The following is a 16,850-nucleotide window of genomic DNA, read 5'->3' on the forward strand; positions in this document are numbered from 1 at the left end:
ACACTTTGCAGACTTCTTCCTAGCATCTGCGGTGTTGCTGAACAGTTACGTTTCTTGGTTTGTATCTTTCCTGTCCCCAACGGGGATGGTTACCATTGTAAAGAGACTGGTTATGCGTCGCCTTTCGCGGCGGCAGCCTTGGCTTCGGTGTCCTTGTCGGTGGCGGCCTGGTGGGCGGTGGCAAGTTTCTCCTTGCCGCTCAACACCGCATCCGCCATCTTGGAAGCGATCAGCTTGATGGCGCGGATGGCGTCGTCGTTGCCGGGGATGAGATAGTCGATGCCGCGGGGATCGCAGTTGGTGTCGATCAGGGCAACCACCGGAATGCCGAGGCGGTTGGCCTCTTCGATGGCGATCTTCTCCCGTTTCGGATCGATGAGGAAGATGGCGGCGGGCAGCCCCTTCATGTTCTTGATGCCGCCCAGGTTGCGGTCCAGTTTGATCGCATCCTTTTGGATCTGGAGGGCTTCTTTCTTATGGTAGTGGTTGATGGTGCCGTCTTCCTGCATGGCCTCGTATTTCTTCAGCTTGTCGACACTGTTCTTGATGGTTTGGTGGTTGGTCAGCATGCCGCCCAGCCAGCGGTTGTTGATGTAGTACATGCCGCAACGCTCGGCTTCTTCCTTGATGATGTCCTGGCCCTGGCGCTTGGTGCCGACAAAGAGCACGGTGCCGCCCTTGGCCGCGGTCTTGGCGATGAATTCGTAGGCCTTGTTGAACAGGGGCAGGGTTTTGTCGAGGTTGATGATGTAGATCTTGTTGCGGGCGCCGAAGATGTACGGCTTCATTTTCGGGTTCCAGCGGCGGGTTTGGTGGCCGAAATGCATACCGGCCTCCAGCATTTCCTTCATGGTCATGTAAGACATGGTACTTCTCCTGTGGTTTTGGTTTTTCGTCCACCCCATCGCTCCAACCCGATTTCGGGCACCAGAGGAGCTTTTTGCAGGGGTGTGTTTATTTTTGAACCCGAATTTTTTAACATCCGAACCGTTTTTTTGCAAGGAAGAAGAGGGGGATTGGTCTTTTTTCTTTCTTTCCGGTGCTCGGCTGCGTGCCAATGGGAGGTTTACCCTCCCCCATTTGTTCTGCCGCCTTCGGCGAGAGGTGAGGAAAGCCCGCGGGGCCAGGACTGGCTGGGGTGCCTTTTTCTTGTTTCTTCTTTTGGGCACGCACAAGAAGAAAGAGAGAACAGCAGAAAGATTATCTCCGCCTTGTCCGAAATTTCCAGTAAGAAAAAAACTTGACGCCTCCGGGAAAAAAAGCAAAGGTCGCATGTCCACTTCAGGCAACACATCCCAGGAACAGGTATGACGAAAACAATCAGCCAGCTTTCACCCAAAAAGATCCTGATCCGCTCCACCAACTGGATCGGCGATGCCATCATGACCACTCCGGCGGTGCGGACCATCCGGGAAAATTTTCCCGCCGCCGAGATAACCATCCTGGCCTACCCTTGGGTTGCCGATATTTTTGCGGCCAGTCCCCATGTGGATCGGGTCATGCTCTATGAGAAAAAAGGCAGGCATAAGGGATTGGCCGGGATGTGGCGTCTGGGTCGCGAACTTGCGGCCCAGCGCTTTGACATGGCCATCCTGTTGCAGAATGCTTTTTCCGCCGCGCTGCTTGCCCTGTTGGCCGGAATCCCGGTGCGGGCCGGGTACCGGAGGGATGGCCGCGGTCTGCTGTTGAGCCATGGGGTAACCATTAAAAAAAGCACCAGGATGCGGCATCAGGTCTATTATTACCAGGAAATGCTCAAGGATCTTGGCCTGATCTGTTCTCCCCAGGAGCTGTTTCTTGCCCTGCCGGATTCCGCCAATGCGTGGGCCAGGGATTTCTTAGCGGCCAAGGCGAAGAAGCCGGTGGTGGGCTTGAATCCCGGTGCGGCCTATGGCCCGGCCAAGCGCTGGCCCGCGGAGAGGTATGCCGGACTGGCCAAGCGTCTGGCCGAGGAACAGGGCGCCACCCTCCTGGTTTTCGGCACCTCTGCCGATGCCGAGGCTGCGGCGGAGATTTGTGCGGCAGCGGTGGGCCAGGTACATGATTTGACCGGCAAGACCACGCTGGCCCAAGCCATGGCCCTGATCGGGATGTGCGATGCCTTTGTCACCAACGATTCGGGCCTGATGCACGTGGCTGCCGCCCAGAAAACTCCGCTGGTCGCCATCTTCGGCTCCACCGATGCCGTGGCCACCGGGCCATTCGCCCCAAGGGTGGAGGTGGTGAATAAAAATCTCCCCTGCAGCCCGTGCTTGAAAACCCATTGTCCTCAAAACGATTTTGCCTGCATGCTGGAGATCGGGGTGGGCGAGGTATATGCCGCAACCTGCAGGCTTTTGGAAAGAAAGGAGGGATGAGTATGCGACCGGCCGTGTTTCTCGACAGGGATGGAACCATCAACGAGCAGATGGGCTACATCAACCACATCTCCCGTTTTGTCATGCTGCCGCGCGCTGCTGCCGGTATCCGTTTGCTCAACGCGCAGGGGATTCCGGTGGTGGTGGTCAGTAACCAGTCCGGCCTGGCCCGGGGCTATTTTCCCGAGAGCCTGATTCAAGAGGTGCATGCCAAGATGAACCGTGTGCTGGCCGAGACAGGAGCCCATGTGGATGGCATCTACATCTGCCCCCATCATCCCGAGGCCAAGGAGGAGCGTTTCCGTCTCGCCTGCGACTGCCGGAAACCAAAGCCGGGGCTGTTTCTCCAGGCTGCGGCGGATCTGGACCTGGATCTTGGCCGCTCCTATGTGGTGGGCGACCGCTGGTCGGATCTCAAGGCGGCGGCGGCGGTGCAGGCCAAGGGAGTTTTGGTGCTCACCGGCTATGGCCGTGGGGATTACGAGTATATCGGCCCGACGCAGCCGGTGCAGCCGGCCTATGTGGCGGAGGACCTGTATGCGGCGGTGGAGTGGATTGTACAGGATATGGCAGGGTAAGGTTCTGGCGAGGGATTTTTATATAACGATGGTTTAATGAATGAGACACCCTTCGACAGGCTCAGGGCGAACGGCAAATCGGTTGATTCCGTTCATCCTGAGCCTGTCGAAGGACGATTTGGTAGTGCCACCCTAGAAACAACTTGTGGGTTTATTCGTGCCGCTTCTTTTTCTCGGGAAACTCGTAGATAACCTCATTTTTTTTAATGAGGCCGAATTTACGTCGCGCCACTTCTTCCAAATAGACCGGGTCTTTTTTCAGTTTGTTGATTTCCTGCCGTAATGCGGTATTGCTCTCGCGCAATTGTTCGTTTTGCGCCAAAATCTCGTCCAACTCATGGGCAACCCCGTAGTATTTCAAAGCCCCGTAAGGTCCGAATATGGACCAGGCCCCTACCACCGTGACAATGAGCACGCTGTACAGCAGCACTTTTTTCCGGTCACTCTCTGAGAGGTTCGCTGGCATGGCCGCCCGTTGCAGATGGTTTTTCCCTGTTGACTCTGGGATTTGACAAGATTTTTCTCTTATTATTCCTGTTAGATAGCATAGATGGAAAGTTCATGCAATCGGTGAGTTGTACTGGATGATCCGCACCGTCAACGAACTGGCTGGCAAAAAAGCGGCGCCTCACGCGATCCGCAGCAGTTTTAGGGCAATGATCCCGACTTCGTAGAGCATATAGAGGGGGACGCCCATGAGCAGCATGTTGAAAATATCAGGGGTCGGAGTGAGGAGGGAGGCGACGACGCTGATAACCAGTGCAGCGTAGCGGCGGTTTTTTTCAAAGAAGGTTCTGGGCAGAATTTTTATCTTGGCCATGAAGATCATGAAGATGGGCAGCTCGAAAATCAGTCCGAAGGCGAGGACAAAGATGGAAACAAAGGAAACGAACTCGCTGATGGAGATAACCGGCTTGAGCTGTTCGGTCTGGAAACCCAGCAGGAAATCGATGCCGAAAGGCAGGGTGAAGAAATAGCAAAAGGCGGCCCCGCTGTAGAACAAAAAGCAGGTGAAGAGCACGAACCAGAAGACAAAGGAGCGGGACAAGGCAAATGGTTTGGCCAGGGCGCGCCAGAGAAAAAAGCTGAGCATGGGCATGAGGGTGAAGATCGTCATGGCCAGGGAGACGGTGACATGGGCGAGAAAGGGCTCGGCCACCGTAAAAAAAGCGAGTTTCTGGTGGAGATGGGTCTGGATGTACGCCAGCAGGTGGCGAGAGATGCTGTAGAAGCCAAGGCAACCAAGGATCAATCCAATTCCCGTCGCCAGGAGAGCCCGGCGCAGGTCTTTGATGATGATGGCGAGACGTTGGGTGGTGGTGTTCACGGTGCGCGGGCCTGGGCTATCGGGAATTGTCTGGATTGTTTGGTGGGCTGCCGTGGATTTCCTTGTCCAAACGTTTGAAAAAGATCTCCATGAACTCATGCCGTTCGGCAGCCAACCGTTTGCCTTCCGGGGTGAGCATCTTGTCTTTGATCTTGCAGAGCTTCACTAGAAATTCCCGATAGGCCGTGTCTTCGGTGGAGTAGGATCTGGTTTTCGCCACATCCACCCCCCGGTTATGCAGACGGGCTCCGACCTGACCGGCAAAAAGAAAGGCCCGGCCGATGCCGATGGCGCCGATGGAGTCCAGCTTGTCCGCGTCAAAAAGGATCTTGGCTTCCAGGGTTTCCGGGATTTTGTTGTTGCGGTAGCGGTGCGCTTCGATGCAGTGCAGGATCGCTTCCTGCATTTCCGCGGAAAAGTCTAAGCCCGTGAGGATGGCGCGGGACATCTCCGCCCCTTTGGCCGCGTGGCAGATTTTTCCCTGGGAGAGCATCTCGTGGCTGCGGCCAATGTCGTGCAGCAGGGCCGCGGCGCTCAAGATATCCAGGCGGGCGTTCATCAGGCGGCCGATGTGGAGCGCCAGATTATGGACCCGTTCGGTGTGGTCCGGTCCGTGGCAGCCGCCTTCGGCTTGGCAATACTCATGGGAAATGGCCAGCAGCCGTTCGGTGAGTTCCCGGCCCAGGGGTGGTTCTCCCTGCAACTGTCCGGCCGGCGGGCTGGTATGCTGACGGTTAGTGTTGGGAGAGGACATGGTTCAACCACCTGATGCCGAGGCGGAGCAGGGCAAGATCGTCCGTGGCAAGTTGTTGCCGTTCGCTGTCCGTGACGGAGATGGGCAGGGCAATCGTGGCGTCGAGGAGCAGGTTTCTGAAGGTATCCAGGGTATAGAGGGAGAGAAAGATCTCCACCTCCCGGGCTTCCGGTTGATGCCCTTCCTTGAGGCGGGGATGCTGGAGGACGGCCAGCAGTTCATCGTTCATGGCGTTGTAGAGGGCCAGATCCTGATCTTTTTGCCAGGCAGAGATGTCTTGCGGCGTGCCTTGGTTGAACCCTTTGCAGTGGGGTTCGGTGAGGAGGACATGCATCTCGTGGCGTTTGCCGTCCGGAGTGGTGAAGGCGCCGCGCCCCAGGGGATAGGTCCGGCAGGCGGAGGGACGGTCGGCATAGACGCTGCAGCCGGAGGCGGTGACAAACGGACAACTGGCGTGGCCGTCATCCACCATGCCCAGGAAAACCTGGGGAAAACCGAGGTCCTCAGGCTGTTCGACGAGGACGTATTGATCGAGAAAGGTCGAGGGGGTAAGCCCCAGATGTTTGCTCAAACGGAGGGCATCGTAGGGCGTGAGGGCAAGGTCCAGTTGCCGGCAGCAGTCGGTGAAGCAGGCGACGCCGGGATGGCAACTGAACCGGAAGGTCTCGTCCGGGGTCAGGGGCCGGACATGCTCTGGGGCGAGATCGGGCCGCATGGCTACGCGGTTCTGCCACGGTGCCAGAGGGTGAGCAGGGGGCTGGCCACGAAAACCGAGGAGTAGGTGCCCACCATGACCCCCACCAGCAGGGCAAAGGAAAAGTCGTGGATCACCGAACCGCCCAGAACATACAGGGCCGCCAAAACCAGGAACACGGTGAGCGAGGTGACGATGGAGCGGCTCAGAACCTCGTTGGTGCTGGTGTTGATCAGGGCGTCGGTGATGTTTTCCGGGTCTTCGCTCTTACGTTGGTTCTCCCGGATCCGGTCGAAGATGATGACCGTGTCGTTTAAGGAATACCCGGCCAGGGTCAGCAGCGCGGTGACGGTGAGCAGGGTGATCTCCATGTTGAGCAGCCAGATGAGGCCGAGTACCGCCAGAACATCGTGGAGCGTGGCCAGGGTGGCGGCAACGCCGAAACGCAGGTCAAAGCGCAATCCCAGGTACACGACCACCCCGAGCAGGGAGATGACCACGGCCAGCAGCGCTTTTTCGCGCAGGGTGTCGCTCACTGAGGAGCCGATTTCCGACTGGTTTTCCACCACGAAATGCTTGTCCGGAAAACTGGTGTTCAGTTGGGCGGTGACTGTTTCGGAAACGTGGCCCACCACCTCTTCGCTGTTTTTGATCTTGACGATAAGCCGGTTTTCGCCTTCGACCTTTTGCAGCTCAACGCCCTCAATATTCCCCTGTGCCAGGGCGGTGCGGACCTCGCCCAGGGAGAAAGGTTGAGCGGACTGATACTGGAGCAGGGTGCCGCCGGAAAAATCCACGCCCATGTTGGCCTGGCCGCGGGTGATCTGGACAAAGGCCAGGCAGCCGACCAGGGCAAATACGCCGGAGATGGCAAAGCTCAGTTTTTTGATCCGCATGTAGTCAATGTTCGGCTTCTTGAGAAAGAGCATGAAGGAGAGATTTTTGAGTTTCCGTTTTCCTTGCATGGAGTCGTAGAACAACTTGGAGGCGAAGAGGGTGGAGAAGAGGTTGAAGATGATGCCCAGCGACAGGGTGGCGGCAAACCCCTTGATCGGGCCGGTGCCGAAGAGAAACAGGGCCATGGCGGTGATCAGGGTGGTCACATGGGCGTCGATGACGGTCCAGAATGCCTTTGAATAGCCAGCCTCGACCCCGGAGCGCACGGATTTACCCAGGGCGAATTCCTCGCGCATCCTCTCGAAGATGACGATGTTCGAGTCCACCGCCATGCCGACGGAGAGGATGATGCCGGCAATGCCCGGCAGGGTCAGAGTGCCGCCCATCATCGCCAGCCCGGCAAAGAGCAGGAGGATGTTGAGGACCATGGCCAGGTTGGCGATGACCCCGGAAAGCCGATAGTACACGGCCATGAACACCACCACCAGGAAGGTGCCCACCAGGCCGCTCATCAGTCCCTTGTTGATGGAGTCCTGGCCAAGGGAGGCGCCCACCGTGAGGTTCTGGACGATTTCCACCGGGGCGGGCAGGGCGCCGATCCGCAGAACAATGGCCAGGTCGGTTGCCTCCTCATAGGTGAAGCTGCCGGAGATCTGGGCGCTGCCGCCGAGGATCTTTTCCCGGATCACCGGGGAGGAGCGGACCACTTCATCCAAAACGATGGCGAAGCGTTTGCCCACGTTTTTTTCCGTGACCTGGCCGAAAACCGCGCCGCCGCGCCCGGTCAGGTCGAGGCCCACGTAGGGTTCATTGAAATTGCCGCCCACACCGACCTGGGCGCCCTTGACCATGTCGCCGGTCATCAGCACCTGGCTCTTGAGCAGGATGGGCTGCCGGGTTTCCTTGCCGGTGGTCTTGTCCACATCTTTTTCAAAATAGATCTCCGAGCCAGCCGGGAGCATGCTCTGCAAGGCGAGATTGAGCTGCTTCCGGCTACCGCCCTCCTGCCATTGCCCGGACTGGATGGCCTGGCCGATGAGCTGTCCCAGGTTGAGACCAGGCGTTTCGTCCACCAGCTTGAATTCGAGCTGGGCCGTGCGGCCGATGAGGTTCAGGGCCCGCTGCGGATCCTTGACGCCGGGAAGCTGGATAACGATTTCGTCGGCCCCCTGCCGGACAATGGCTGGTTCGGCCACGCCGAACTGGTCGATCCGGTTGCGGAGAATCTCCAGAGACTGGTCAACGGCCTTGTTGTTGATGAAGTCGATCTTGGCCTGTTTCAGGGTAAGGATGATGCGGGGAAAGGATCCCTGGTCGGTCTGAAAGTCGCCGTCAAGGTCGGGGAACTCTTTGGTGATGGTTTGCTTGACCGTTTCCAGGGCGGTGGTGTTGGGCAGGGTCAGGATGATTTTGCGGGGGTCGGTGGACGCGGTGCGAACCACGGTGATTTTTTTCTCGGCCAGGGCATCTTTCAGATCCTGGGCCGACAGGTCCAGATTGTTTTCAATGGCCTTCTTGAGGTCCACCTTGAGGACCAGATGCATGCCGCCCTGGAGATCCAGGCCCAGCTTCAGCCCTGCCGGAGCAAGGTATTTCTGCCACCAGGCCGGAACCGTGGTGAAGGATGGCGCAACGGTGAGACCTGCAAAGATGGTGACACAGAGCAGGAGGGTGATTTTCCAGCGCAGGGAACTCGACATAAACACTCCATGATGCGGGTTGACCGTTGAGGTGAAATAAAAAAGCTGCCGCGGATTACGGGTAAAACGGCAGAAGAAGCCGTGCCAAATTGGTCAGGAAAGCAAAAGAGTTGCTGTGTGACGGCTCCTCACTGCGTGGGCTGACAACAGCACTCTCCGGCGTCTTGGGCCAAGGCCCGGCGGCACGGCTTTCACCCGATTTTTCCGTCATATCGGGGCAGGCATGATTCGGTGCGAGATTATACTCTCCTTTTGTCAGAAGTCAAATTGCAAAAAGGATGGTGTGCTTAATGCACTCCGCTGAATGCCAGGACGATTTTTCTCCTCCGGTTTGCCGAAAGAAAATTTTGGGGCAAGAAAACGCTATGCTATACTCTATATGAAAGGAATTTTTTAGCAGGAGAGCAGCGCAGGAGAGATATGGGCAAGAAAATTTTCGTTGTTGATAACCACCCCATGGTGCTCAGGCTCATCGCCAATTTACTGGAAAAAGACGGGCATGAGGTGCGGACCGCGGAGGATGGCCTGGGCGCCCTGGATATCCTGAGATCCTATGTGCCGGACATTATTTTTGTCGATCTGGTGATGCCCAACATCAGCGGCGAGAAGCTGTGCCGGATCATCCGCAACATGCCCCATCTGCAAGGGGTCTTCCTTGTCATTCTTTCAGCCATCGCCGCCGAGGAAGAACTTGATTTCGCAACCCTTGGGGCGGATGCCTGTATCGCCAAGGGAAACATGAGCAATCTGGGCCGGCATGTCGCCAGGGTCATTGAGCTGTCGAATTCCGTCAACAGTCAGGAAAACTCCCACTTCATCATGGGGCTTGATGAGGTGGCGACCCGCGAGATCACCAGGGAGCTGCTTTCTTCCCGGAAGCATTTTGAGGTGATCCTGGAAAACATGTCCGAAGGGATTCTTGAGTTTGCCGCGAATAAGAAGATTATCTTCGTAAACCCCGCCGCGCTTTTGCTGGTGGGCATCCCGGAAGAAATTCTCCTGGGCACGGAATTTACCGATATTTTTTGCGGGCAATCCCTGGAAACCGTGACCGCGCTGTTGAAAGATCCTGGAGAGAATCCCAGGAAAATCTCGGCGGAGGCGCCGGTGCTCCTCAACGACCGTCAGGTTTCCTTGCAGTTTCTGCCTGTTGCCGGGGAGGGCGGCAATTCCACCATTGTCATCATCCACGATGTTACCAACCGGAAGCAGGCAGAGGAGAAGATCAGCGAGCAGAACAGGTTTTTGAGCAAGCTCATCGAGTCGTTGCCCCATCCTTTCATAGTGGTGGAGTCCGAGGAGTATCAGGTATTGCTGGCCAATTCCTCCGCGCAGCGTCAATTGATCGGTTTGGCCGACTATCCGAGACACGTTCCCGGAACTGTTGCATGCAAGGCGCCGCTGCCATATTTGCCTTTTGAGCGAGTGCGGCAGGACAAGGAATCCTTTCTCATGGAGTATGTCGAGCAAGGAGCGGCCGGGCAGGAAACCACGCACGAGATCCACGCGCATCCCATCTTTGATAAAGAGGGCAAGGTTTCGCAGATTATCGAATACCGGCTGGATATCACCGAGCGTAAAAAAGCGGAGCAGGCCCTGCATGACTCGAAGGATGCGCTGCAAAAGGCCTTGGACAATCTGCAGGTTGCCCAGCAGGTCGCCATTCGCCAGGAAAAGCTGGCCTCCATCGGCACCCTGGCCTCGGGGGTGGCCCACGAAATCCTCAATCCCCTCAATATCATTGGAACCCTGGCCCAGGTCATGCAACTTGAGAAGATTCCCGCGAGCATGCGGAAGAATCTTGATGAAATTCTGGCCCAGATAAAACGGGCCACCAAGATCACCAATAGCCTCAGAACGTTTTCCCACCAGCATGCCTTCGAGGTTCGCCCGGTCGATATCCATGCCTTGTTTGACAAAACCACCGCCCTGCTCGAGCATGATTTGAACCTGGACAATGTCCGGGTGGAGCGGCATTACGCCCATGACCTGCCCCGCATCGAAGCGGATGAAGATCAATTGGCCCAGGTGTTTCTCAATCTGGTGAGCAATGCCCGCGATGCCATGTCTTCCGCGGATAAGCGGATTATTGTCGAAACCAGGCCCAAGGATGATGGGGTTGAAATTCGTTTCGGCGATACCGGTGTGGGTATCGATCCCGGCGAGATCGACAAGATATTTGATCCGTTTTTCACCACCAAGGATCCCGGGCGCGGCACCGGTCTTGGCCTGTGGATTGTTTATTCGATAATTGAAAACCATTGTGGTACCATCCGGGTCGAGTCGGAAAAAGGGAAAGGGGCTTGGTTTGTGATTTTTTTGCCAACGCATCCGCCGCGCCGGGAAAAATGCGGCCCGGCGGAGGGAAAATAGGCGTGCGCCATCGGAGCACGGGGATCCGGGGGGATCATGGATGAAGAAAAAAATAAAAATACTTGTCGTGGACGATGAATACGTCTTTTGCCGGTCGCTGAAGACCTTTCTGGATAAACTCGGATTCGAAACCCTTGTTGCCACCAACGGCGAACATGCCCTTGACATAATCAAGGAGGAGAAACCGGCCATCATGACCCTTGACATAAGGATGCCGGGGCTCAACGGCTATGATGTGCTCCAGAAGGTAAAGAGGCTGCATCCCGACCTGTTCATCATCGTTGTCACCGCCATTGATGTGCCGAATATGGAGGAGATGCTTGATCACAGCGGAGCCCATGCGCTCCTGCACAAACCCATCGATCTGCAGAAGCTTTCCGATACGATCTACGGATTTGTCGGGCATTTGCTATAGCCATTGCCGGGCCGGGAAGAAAAGCCGCCGGTGATTGAAAAAACAGGGCAGCACCATCAAGGAGGATGGATGAAGAAAAAAATAAAAATCCTTATTGTTGACGATGAAAGCGCCATCTGTCAGTTATTGCAGGATTATCTGGAGAGATTGGGGTTCGAGACCTGTGTCGCCACGAATGGTGAACAGGCCCTTGACCTCCTCATGAAGGAAAACCCGGCCATCATGACCCTTGATATCAGGATGCCGGGGCTTAACGGCTATGAGGTTCTGCAGAAAGCCAAGAGGCGGCACCCCGAACTGTTCATCATCGTTGTCACCGGCATCGATGTGCCGAATATGGAGGAGATGCTTGAACACAGCGGAGCCCATGCGCTTCTGCAAAAACCCATCGACTTGCAGAAGCTTTCCGATACCATCTGCGGGCTTATCGGCATCTGCTGTAAGCCGCTTTTGCATAGTGGAACCGGGGATGATTGACGCCGGCAAGGGGAGGAAAATGCTCGTTTTTTGGACAGTCATTGCCTACTGTCTGATCGGCATTGAAATCATCATCATGATTTCCCCCTTTGCCCTGTATTTTTATTCGGTGTACGGCCCCGTACTCCAAGCCCTGGCCGCAAACCCTCTCACCAGTTGGTCCACGGAGTTTTTTTTGCCGCATCTGGTTTTTCCCGCTGATCCGCTGATCAGGGGTATCTCCCTGTTGCAGGTTCTCATGGTTGCCGGCTTGCTGCTTTTTGCCCTGGCGGCCATTCCTCTGTATTATGGGCGTTTCACCGGCAAGGGGGTGGTGGCCCGCAGTTTTTATGGCAAGATCCGCCATCCGCAATATCTTTTCCTTGCCGTCTCCGGGTTTGGCCTGATGCTGTACTGGCCCCGTTTTATCATTCTGATCATGTATATCACCATGCTCTTTGTCTATTATGCCCTGGCCCGCAATGAAGAATGGCGGATGCAACAGGAGCAGCCCGAGGCCTATGCCCACTACATGGCCTCAACCCCCATGTTTTTGCCCGGCGAGCCCGGGGGGCGGCTGTACCGGCTGTTCTTTGGCCGAATCCAGCCCAAATGGCTGGGGATTGTCGCGGCCTATTGTCTGACCGTGACCTTGGCCGTGCTCTTGGCCATGGGGTTGCGCAACTATACGGTGCGGACGCTGCCCATGGTCTTGGCCGCGGATTCCCGGCTGATTGTTTCGGTGTTTCCCCGGCCGGATTCGGAGATTCTTGGCGTATACCAGGCAACCCTTGACTCGGCTCGGGTGCAGGAAGCACTGCAAGGCAGGGAGGCTAACGCGGTGTATCTGCTGCCCGGGGATTTTTTCTTGAATGCCCTGCTCACCGAGGAGGATCGGCGGTTTTCCGACGACATGCTGGAACGGTTTCCCGAGATTCTCGAATGGCACCAGCATCGGTTCAGCGGCGGGCTGGGCAAGTTTTTCCGGATTTTTTATAATTTTGTCCGTTCCTGGGGGTCGGTGGAAACCGATTATGAGGTCGAGCGGCTTATTTTCATGCGGGTGGACGATGCCGACGGTCATCCTGTCGCCCCGGCGGAGATCTTCAAGGTCGGCTTGAAGCGGAGGCCGGTTCTCCTTGTTGATCTGGAAGCCACAAGCCATGCGGTCCGCTCCGTGGTCATCACCACGGACAATCACAAATGGGGCCTGATGCCCATGCCCACCTTTTAAGCATGCACCGGAAAGGGAGTTTGCCCATGGCCCGTTTTTTTGGAAGTACGCGTTCGCCCTCTGCCGGGTGTCTCCTGTTTTTTTTCGCCCTGCTGTGGGCAAGCCTTTTCATCTCGCCGCCTCCAGGCCAGGCCGCTCCCCCGCAGAAAAAGCCCCAGGAGCTGGTGTTTCTCAACTGGCCCGACTACATGGATCAGGGGTTGATCAGGAAGTTTGAGAAACTGCACGGAGTCAAGGTCCGCCAGGTGTATTACGAAACCGAAGAGGAGCAGGTGCGGCTGCTCTCGTTGACCAATGGCAAGGGGTATGACGTGGTGCTGGCGAGCATGGTCAACGGCCTGTCGTATCTCAACCGGAAGTGGCTGGCCCCGGTGGACGCCGACAGCGTGCCGAATATCAGGCATATCGATCCCGCCTGGAGGCGGCTGGCCCCGGAGTTCATGAAGCATGCGGTACCTTTTTCCTGGGGAACCATGGGAATCGTTTATCGAAAGGATCTGGTCAAAGGCGAGGTGCGCGGCTGGAAGGATCTGCTCGCGCCCCAGGAGCAGTTGCGCGGGAAAATCCTCATGATCAAGGATCGGCGGGACGCCATGGTGCCGGCTCTGAAGATGCTGGGGTATTCGGTGAACAGCACCAGCATGGCGGAACTGGATGTTGTCGAAAGGACGATGCTTGCCCAGAAGCCTTTTGTTAAAAAATACGGCTACCCCTCTCTGGATAAACAATCCCAATTGGTCAAAGGGGATATCTGGATGGCCATGGTGTATAGCGGTGATGCCCTGACGCTTCAGGAACTCAACAAGAACATCGCCTTTGCCTTTCCCGAGGAAGGCACCAGCCTGTGGCTGGACAACCTCGTGGTCATGGCCTCTTCTTCGAAAAAAAATCTGGCCATGGATTTTATTAATTTTCTCAATGAGCCGGAAAACGCTGCGCAGCTTGCCGAGCATATCTTCCAGGCAACCCCGAATCTGGCGGCGAAAAAACTGCTTTCCCCCGAACATCTGAGGAATACAATCATCTGGCCCGATGAAAAAACCATGCTCGGGTCCGAACTGTATGGGCCTTTGCCGCCGCGGGTGGAAAAACGGTATAATTCCATTTTTCTCAAAACCTCCGAAGGGCTCCGCTAGGCATGGCCTTGGGTTTGCATATCGGCGCAAGGATTCCTTTTTTACAAGGCCGTGATTTTCCATGAGACTTCGGACAAAAATCAGTCTGCTCCTGCTTCCGCTCATCGCTCTCCCTTTTTTGGGGATCGGCGTGTTCGTTTCGACCAGGCTATCGGATTATGCGCGGGAAACCGCCTTTTCCCAGGCAGATGCGCTTGTGGGCCAGGTAAAGAACAACCTTGTTTCCTACCTGGATATTTCCCGGGCCAATCTGGAGCTTTTTTCCCGGTCCGACCTGCTCAAAAGCTACATGATGATTCCCGACGAGCAGACTCGCTACGCCATTTTCCAGAATCCGCTCCTCACCCAGTTCGCCAAATACATGGAAGTCTATCCCGAGTACTACGAAATGCGGGTGCTCTTGCCCGATGGCTATGAGGATGCCCGGGTTGTCCACGGGGAGGTGGCCAACTCCACCGAGGAAGAGCACGGGGCTGCCTGGTTTCAACGCATGCGCGAAAGCGGGGAGGAGTGTTTCTTTCAGTTGACGGTCAATGCGGACAACCAAAGAAGCGTGGTCTATTTTTCCAAAAAACTTGTCTATGAAAATGATCCGGAGCAGGGGGCGTTAGCGGACAAGTTGCTGAAAGGCTATCTGGTTCTCACCATTGAGCCGAATTTTCTGGCCAGGCCGGTGCGGGAAACGAAAATCGGCGCGAACGGGCGGATGTTTTTCGTCAACGGGGGAGGACAGGTTCTTTTCAGGAGCCCTGAAGACAACCTGCCGGAATCCCTGCCTTCCGGCCTGTTGAGCGCCTTGCGGCAGAATCAGGAGCGATTTTTGTTTACCAACGAGCTGCCCCAGCCGTCCTATTGCAAACTGAGCCAGGTGGCGCCGGATCTCTGGCTTGGGGCCGTATTGCCGGAAAAAGATCTGCTGGCCGCCGGGCGCAACCTCCAGGCGCTCATCCTCTGCATCACCCTGGGGATCGTGCTGTTGCTTTCCCTTGTTTTGTTTTTCGGTCTCAAACGTTTTTTTGTCGATCCCCTTTCCTGGCTGGTTGCTTCAAGCCGGAGGGTGGGCAAGGGCGAGCTGAAAAAAATCGAGATTCAGGCCGAGCGAAGCGATGAAATCGGCGAATTGCTCCATACCTTCAACACCATGGTGGATGACCTGAGCGTATCGCGCCGGGAACTTCTCGGCCAGCAGGAGCTTCTGGAGCAACGGGTCCGGGAGCGTACCGAACATCTGGTCGAGGTGAATAGGGAGCTTGAAATCGCCCGCCATGAGGCGGAACAGGCCAATCAACTGAAAAGTGAGTTTTTGGCCAATATGAGTCATGAAATCCGCACTCCCATGAACGGGGTGATCGGCATGACCCAGCTTCTGCTCAGCACTACCTTGAGCAAGGAGCAAACCGAATACGCCGAAACCGTGTACTCATCGGCAGAGACCCTCCTGCATATCATCAACGATATCCTCGATTTTTCAAAGATCGAGGCCGGCAAGCTGGAGCTGGAATCCATCGAGTTTCGGCTGCGGGATCTGGCCGAGGATACCGCGGAAATGTTTGCCCAGGTCGCCCATGCCAAACGGCTTGAGATTCTGGCCTATGTCACCCTGGATCTTCCCCGGGTTGTGGTGGGAGATCCCACCCGGTTGAGGCAGGTGATCACCAATCTGGTGGGCAACGCCCTCAAGTTTACCGCCAAGGGCTCGGTGTGCATCAAGATTACCCGGGCCAACGATGTGGCTGCACCCGGCGCGGGGATGATTCCGATCCGGGTGGAGGTGGAGGATACCGGCATCGGCATAGCCAAGGAGGCGCAGGGGAGGTTGTTTAAGTCCTTTACCCAGCTTGATGGCTCCTACACCCGGCAATACGGCGGCACCGGCCTGGGGTTGGCTATTTGCAAGCAACTGGTGGAAATGATGCATGGCGTCTTGCAGGTGGAAAGCGAGCCAGGACAGGGCAGCAATTTTCAGTTCGTGCTGGCGCTTGCCCCCGGCAGGCCGGAAACGGATACCTATCCCTGGGCGGAAACCATGGCGGCCTTGCAAGGAAAACGAGTCGTGCTGGCGGTCCGGGATCCGGCTTGCCGGCAGTTGCTTGCCACTATTCTTGCCGAACTGCATGTGACGGCGCACACGGTGGAAAACGGAGAGCAAGCCCTGGCTTTGTGCTGCGAGGAGCGGCAGGCCGGGCGATCATTTGACGGCGTTCTGGCCGAGGCGGAGATGGAGGGAATGGATGGCTGGAGCCTGGCCCGGGAATTGAAACAGCAGGAGGAAGGAAAAATCCCGGTGGCCCTGATGCTGACCGCGGTTGATCAGCGGGAAAGCGTGGGGGAATGGGGGACGGATCTTGGCGAGTATCTTCTGCCCAAACCCATCAAGTTGGAGCGGTTGATCAGGGTGCTGGCCAAGATGTTCGGCCTGGCCGTAGGGACGGACGAAGAGTCTCGGCAGGCTTCGATTTCCTGGGGAGAGGGCGAGGACACCCTGCCGTCGCTGACCATTCTGGTGGCGGAGGATAATCCGGTCAATCAGCGGCTGGCCGTGCGGATGCTTGAGAAAAAAGGGCACACCGTGCGTGTCGCCAACAATGGCAAGGAAGCGGTGGCCGCCTTTGAACGGGAATCTTTCGACCTCATCCTCATGGATATCCAGATGCCTGAGATGGATGGCTTTGCCGCCACCGGGCTTATCCGTTCCCTGGAGAAAAACCACGGCGGGCATATGCCGATCATCGCCCTCACCGCCCATGCGATCCAGGGATACAAGGAACAATGCCTCGCCGCGGGAATGGATGATTACTGCGTAAAACCGATTCAGGCCAAGAACCTGTTTCAGACCATGGCCGAGGTTTTGCAAAAACAGCGGAGATAGGGGGTTGTCCGACTTTTTGCGGGGCGTGTCGCTTTTGATTATTTAGTTGAGTAATTTGCC

Annotated in this window: 14 protein-coding genes; 8 read left to right on the forward strand and 6 right to left on the reverse strand. The window is 56.5% G+C overall.

What is annotated here, in order from left to right; genetic code table 11:
• Positions 1–110: 110 nt before the first annotated feature.
• Positions 111–866 (reverse strand): 30S ribosomal protein S2, encoded by a 756-nt coding sequence (gene rpsB / locus MWR57_RS01765; protein ID WP_423123067.1) that lies wholly within the window; start codon positions 864–866, stop codon positions 111–113.
• Between the two features lie 441 nt (positions 867–1,307).
• Here rpsB and waaF point away from each other — a divergent pair, with 441 nt between their 5' ends.
• Together waaF and gmhB are read left to right on the forward strand one after the other, a co-directional pair.
• Positions 1,308–2,357, forward strand: coding sequence for a lipopolysaccharide heptosyltransferase II (waaF, locus tag MWR57_RS01770; RefSeq protein ID WP_423123068.1), 1,050 nt, complete (start codon positions 1,308–1,310; stop codon positions 2,355–2,357).
• A gap of 2 nt (positions 2,358–2,359) precedes the next feature.
• The gene (gene gmhB, locus MWR57_RS01775; protein WP_423123069.1) at positions 2,360–2,935 is read left to right on the forward strand and encodes a D-glycero-beta-D-manno-heptose 1,7-bisphosphate 7-phosphatase; all 576 of its coding nucleotides are present in this window, start codon (positions 2,360–2,362) and stop codon (positions 2,933–2,935) included.
• Positions 2,936–3,086: 151 nt separating this feature from the next.
• Here gmhB and MWR57_RS01780 read toward each other — a convergent pair whose 3' ends face one another.
• From MWR57_RS01780 to secD, 5 genes are all read right to left on the reverse strand, one after another.
• Complete coding sequence (locus tag MWR57_RS01780; protein WP_423123070.1) at positions 3,087–3,401, reverse strand: FtsB family cell division protein; 315 nt, start codon at positions 3,399–3,401, stop codon at positions 3,087–3,089.
• Between the two features lie 162 nt (positions 3,402–3,563).
• Positions 3,564–4,262: a twin-arginine translocase subunit TatC gene (gene tatC / locus MWR57_RS01785; RefSeq protein ID WP_423123071.1), complete on the reverse strand. Its 699-nt coding sequence runs from the start codon at positions 4,260–4,262 to the stop codon at positions 3,564–3,566.
• A gap of 16 nt (positions 4,263–4,278) precedes the next feature.
• Entirely contained in the window at positions 4,279–5,016 is a 738-nt protein-coding gene (locus tag MWR57_RS01790) for an HD domain-containing protein (RefSeq protein WP_423123072.1), read from the reverse strand.
• Complete coding sequence (locus MWR57_RS01795; protein WP_423123073.1) at positions 4,997–5,731, reverse strand: YkgJ family cysteine cluster protein; 735 nt, start codon at positions 5,729–5,731, stop codon at positions 4,997–4,999. The genes MWR57_RS01790 and MWR57_RS01795 overlap by 20 nt, the downstream gene beginning before the upstream one ends.
• A 2-nt stretch (positions 5,732–5,733) precedes the next feature.
• Positions 5,734–8,307 (reverse strand): protein translocase subunit SecD, encoded by a 2,574-nt coding sequence (secD, locus tag MWR57_RS01800; RefSeq protein ID WP_423123074.1) that lies wholly within the window; start codon positions 8,305–8,307, stop codon positions 5,734–5,736.
• A gap of 420 nt (positions 8,308–8,727) precedes the next feature.
• Between secD and MWR57_RS01805 the strand changes: the two genes are divergently transcribed.
• From MWR57_RS01805 to MWR57_RS01830, 6 genes are all read left to right on the forward strand, one after another.
• Positions 8,728–10,680, forward strand: a complete 1,953-nt coding sequence (locus MWR57_RS01805) for a hybrid sensor histidine kinase/response regulator (RefSeq protein ID WP_423123075.1) — start codon at positions 8,728–8,730, stop codon at positions 10,678–10,680.
• A 40-nt stretch (positions 10,681–10,720) separates the two neighbouring features.
• The gene (locus tag MWR57_RS01810) at positions 10,721–11,095 is read left to right on the forward strand and encodes a response regulator (protein WP_423123076.1); all 375 of its coding nucleotides are present in this window, start codon (positions 10,721–10,723) and stop codon (positions 11,093–11,095) included.
• A gap of 69 nt (positions 11,096–11,164) precedes the next feature.
• Positions 11,165–11,572 carry a response regulator gene (locus MWR57_RS01815; protein WP_423123077.1) on the forward strand — a complete coding sequence of 136 codons (408 nt, stop codon included), beginning with the start codon at positions 11,165–11,167 and terminating at the stop codon, positions 11,570–11,572.
• A 19-nt stretch (positions 11,573–11,591) separates the two neighbouring features.
• Positions 11,592–12,785, forward strand: coding sequence for a methyltransferase family protein (locus tag MWR57_RS01820; protein WP_423123078.1), 1,194 nt, complete (start codon positions 11,592–11,594; stop codon positions 12,783–12,785).
• 26 nt (positions 12,786–12,811) lie between these two features.
• The gene (locus MWR57_RS01825) at positions 12,812–13,921 is read left to right on the forward strand and encodes a polyamine ABC transporter substrate-binding protein (RefSeq protein ID WP_423123079.1); all 1,110 of its coding nucleotides are present in this window, start codon (positions 12,812–12,814) and stop codon (positions 13,919–13,921) included.
• A gap of 61 nt (positions 13,922–13,982) precedes the next feature.
• The gene (locus tag MWR57_RS01830; RefSeq protein WP_423123080.1) at positions 13,983–16,790 is read left to right on the forward strand and encodes a hybrid sensor histidine kinase/response regulator; all 2,808 of its coding nucleotides are present in this window, start codon (positions 13,983–13,985) and stop codon (positions 16,788–16,790) included.
• Positions 16,791–16,850 lie beyond the last annotated feature (60 nt).

The organism is Hydrosulfovibrio ferrireducens, assembly GCF_046883345.1.
Taxonomy (GTDB): Bacteria; Desulfobacterota; Desulfobulbia; order Desulfobulbales; family Desulfurivibrionaceae; genus Thiovibrio; species Thiovibrio ferrireducens.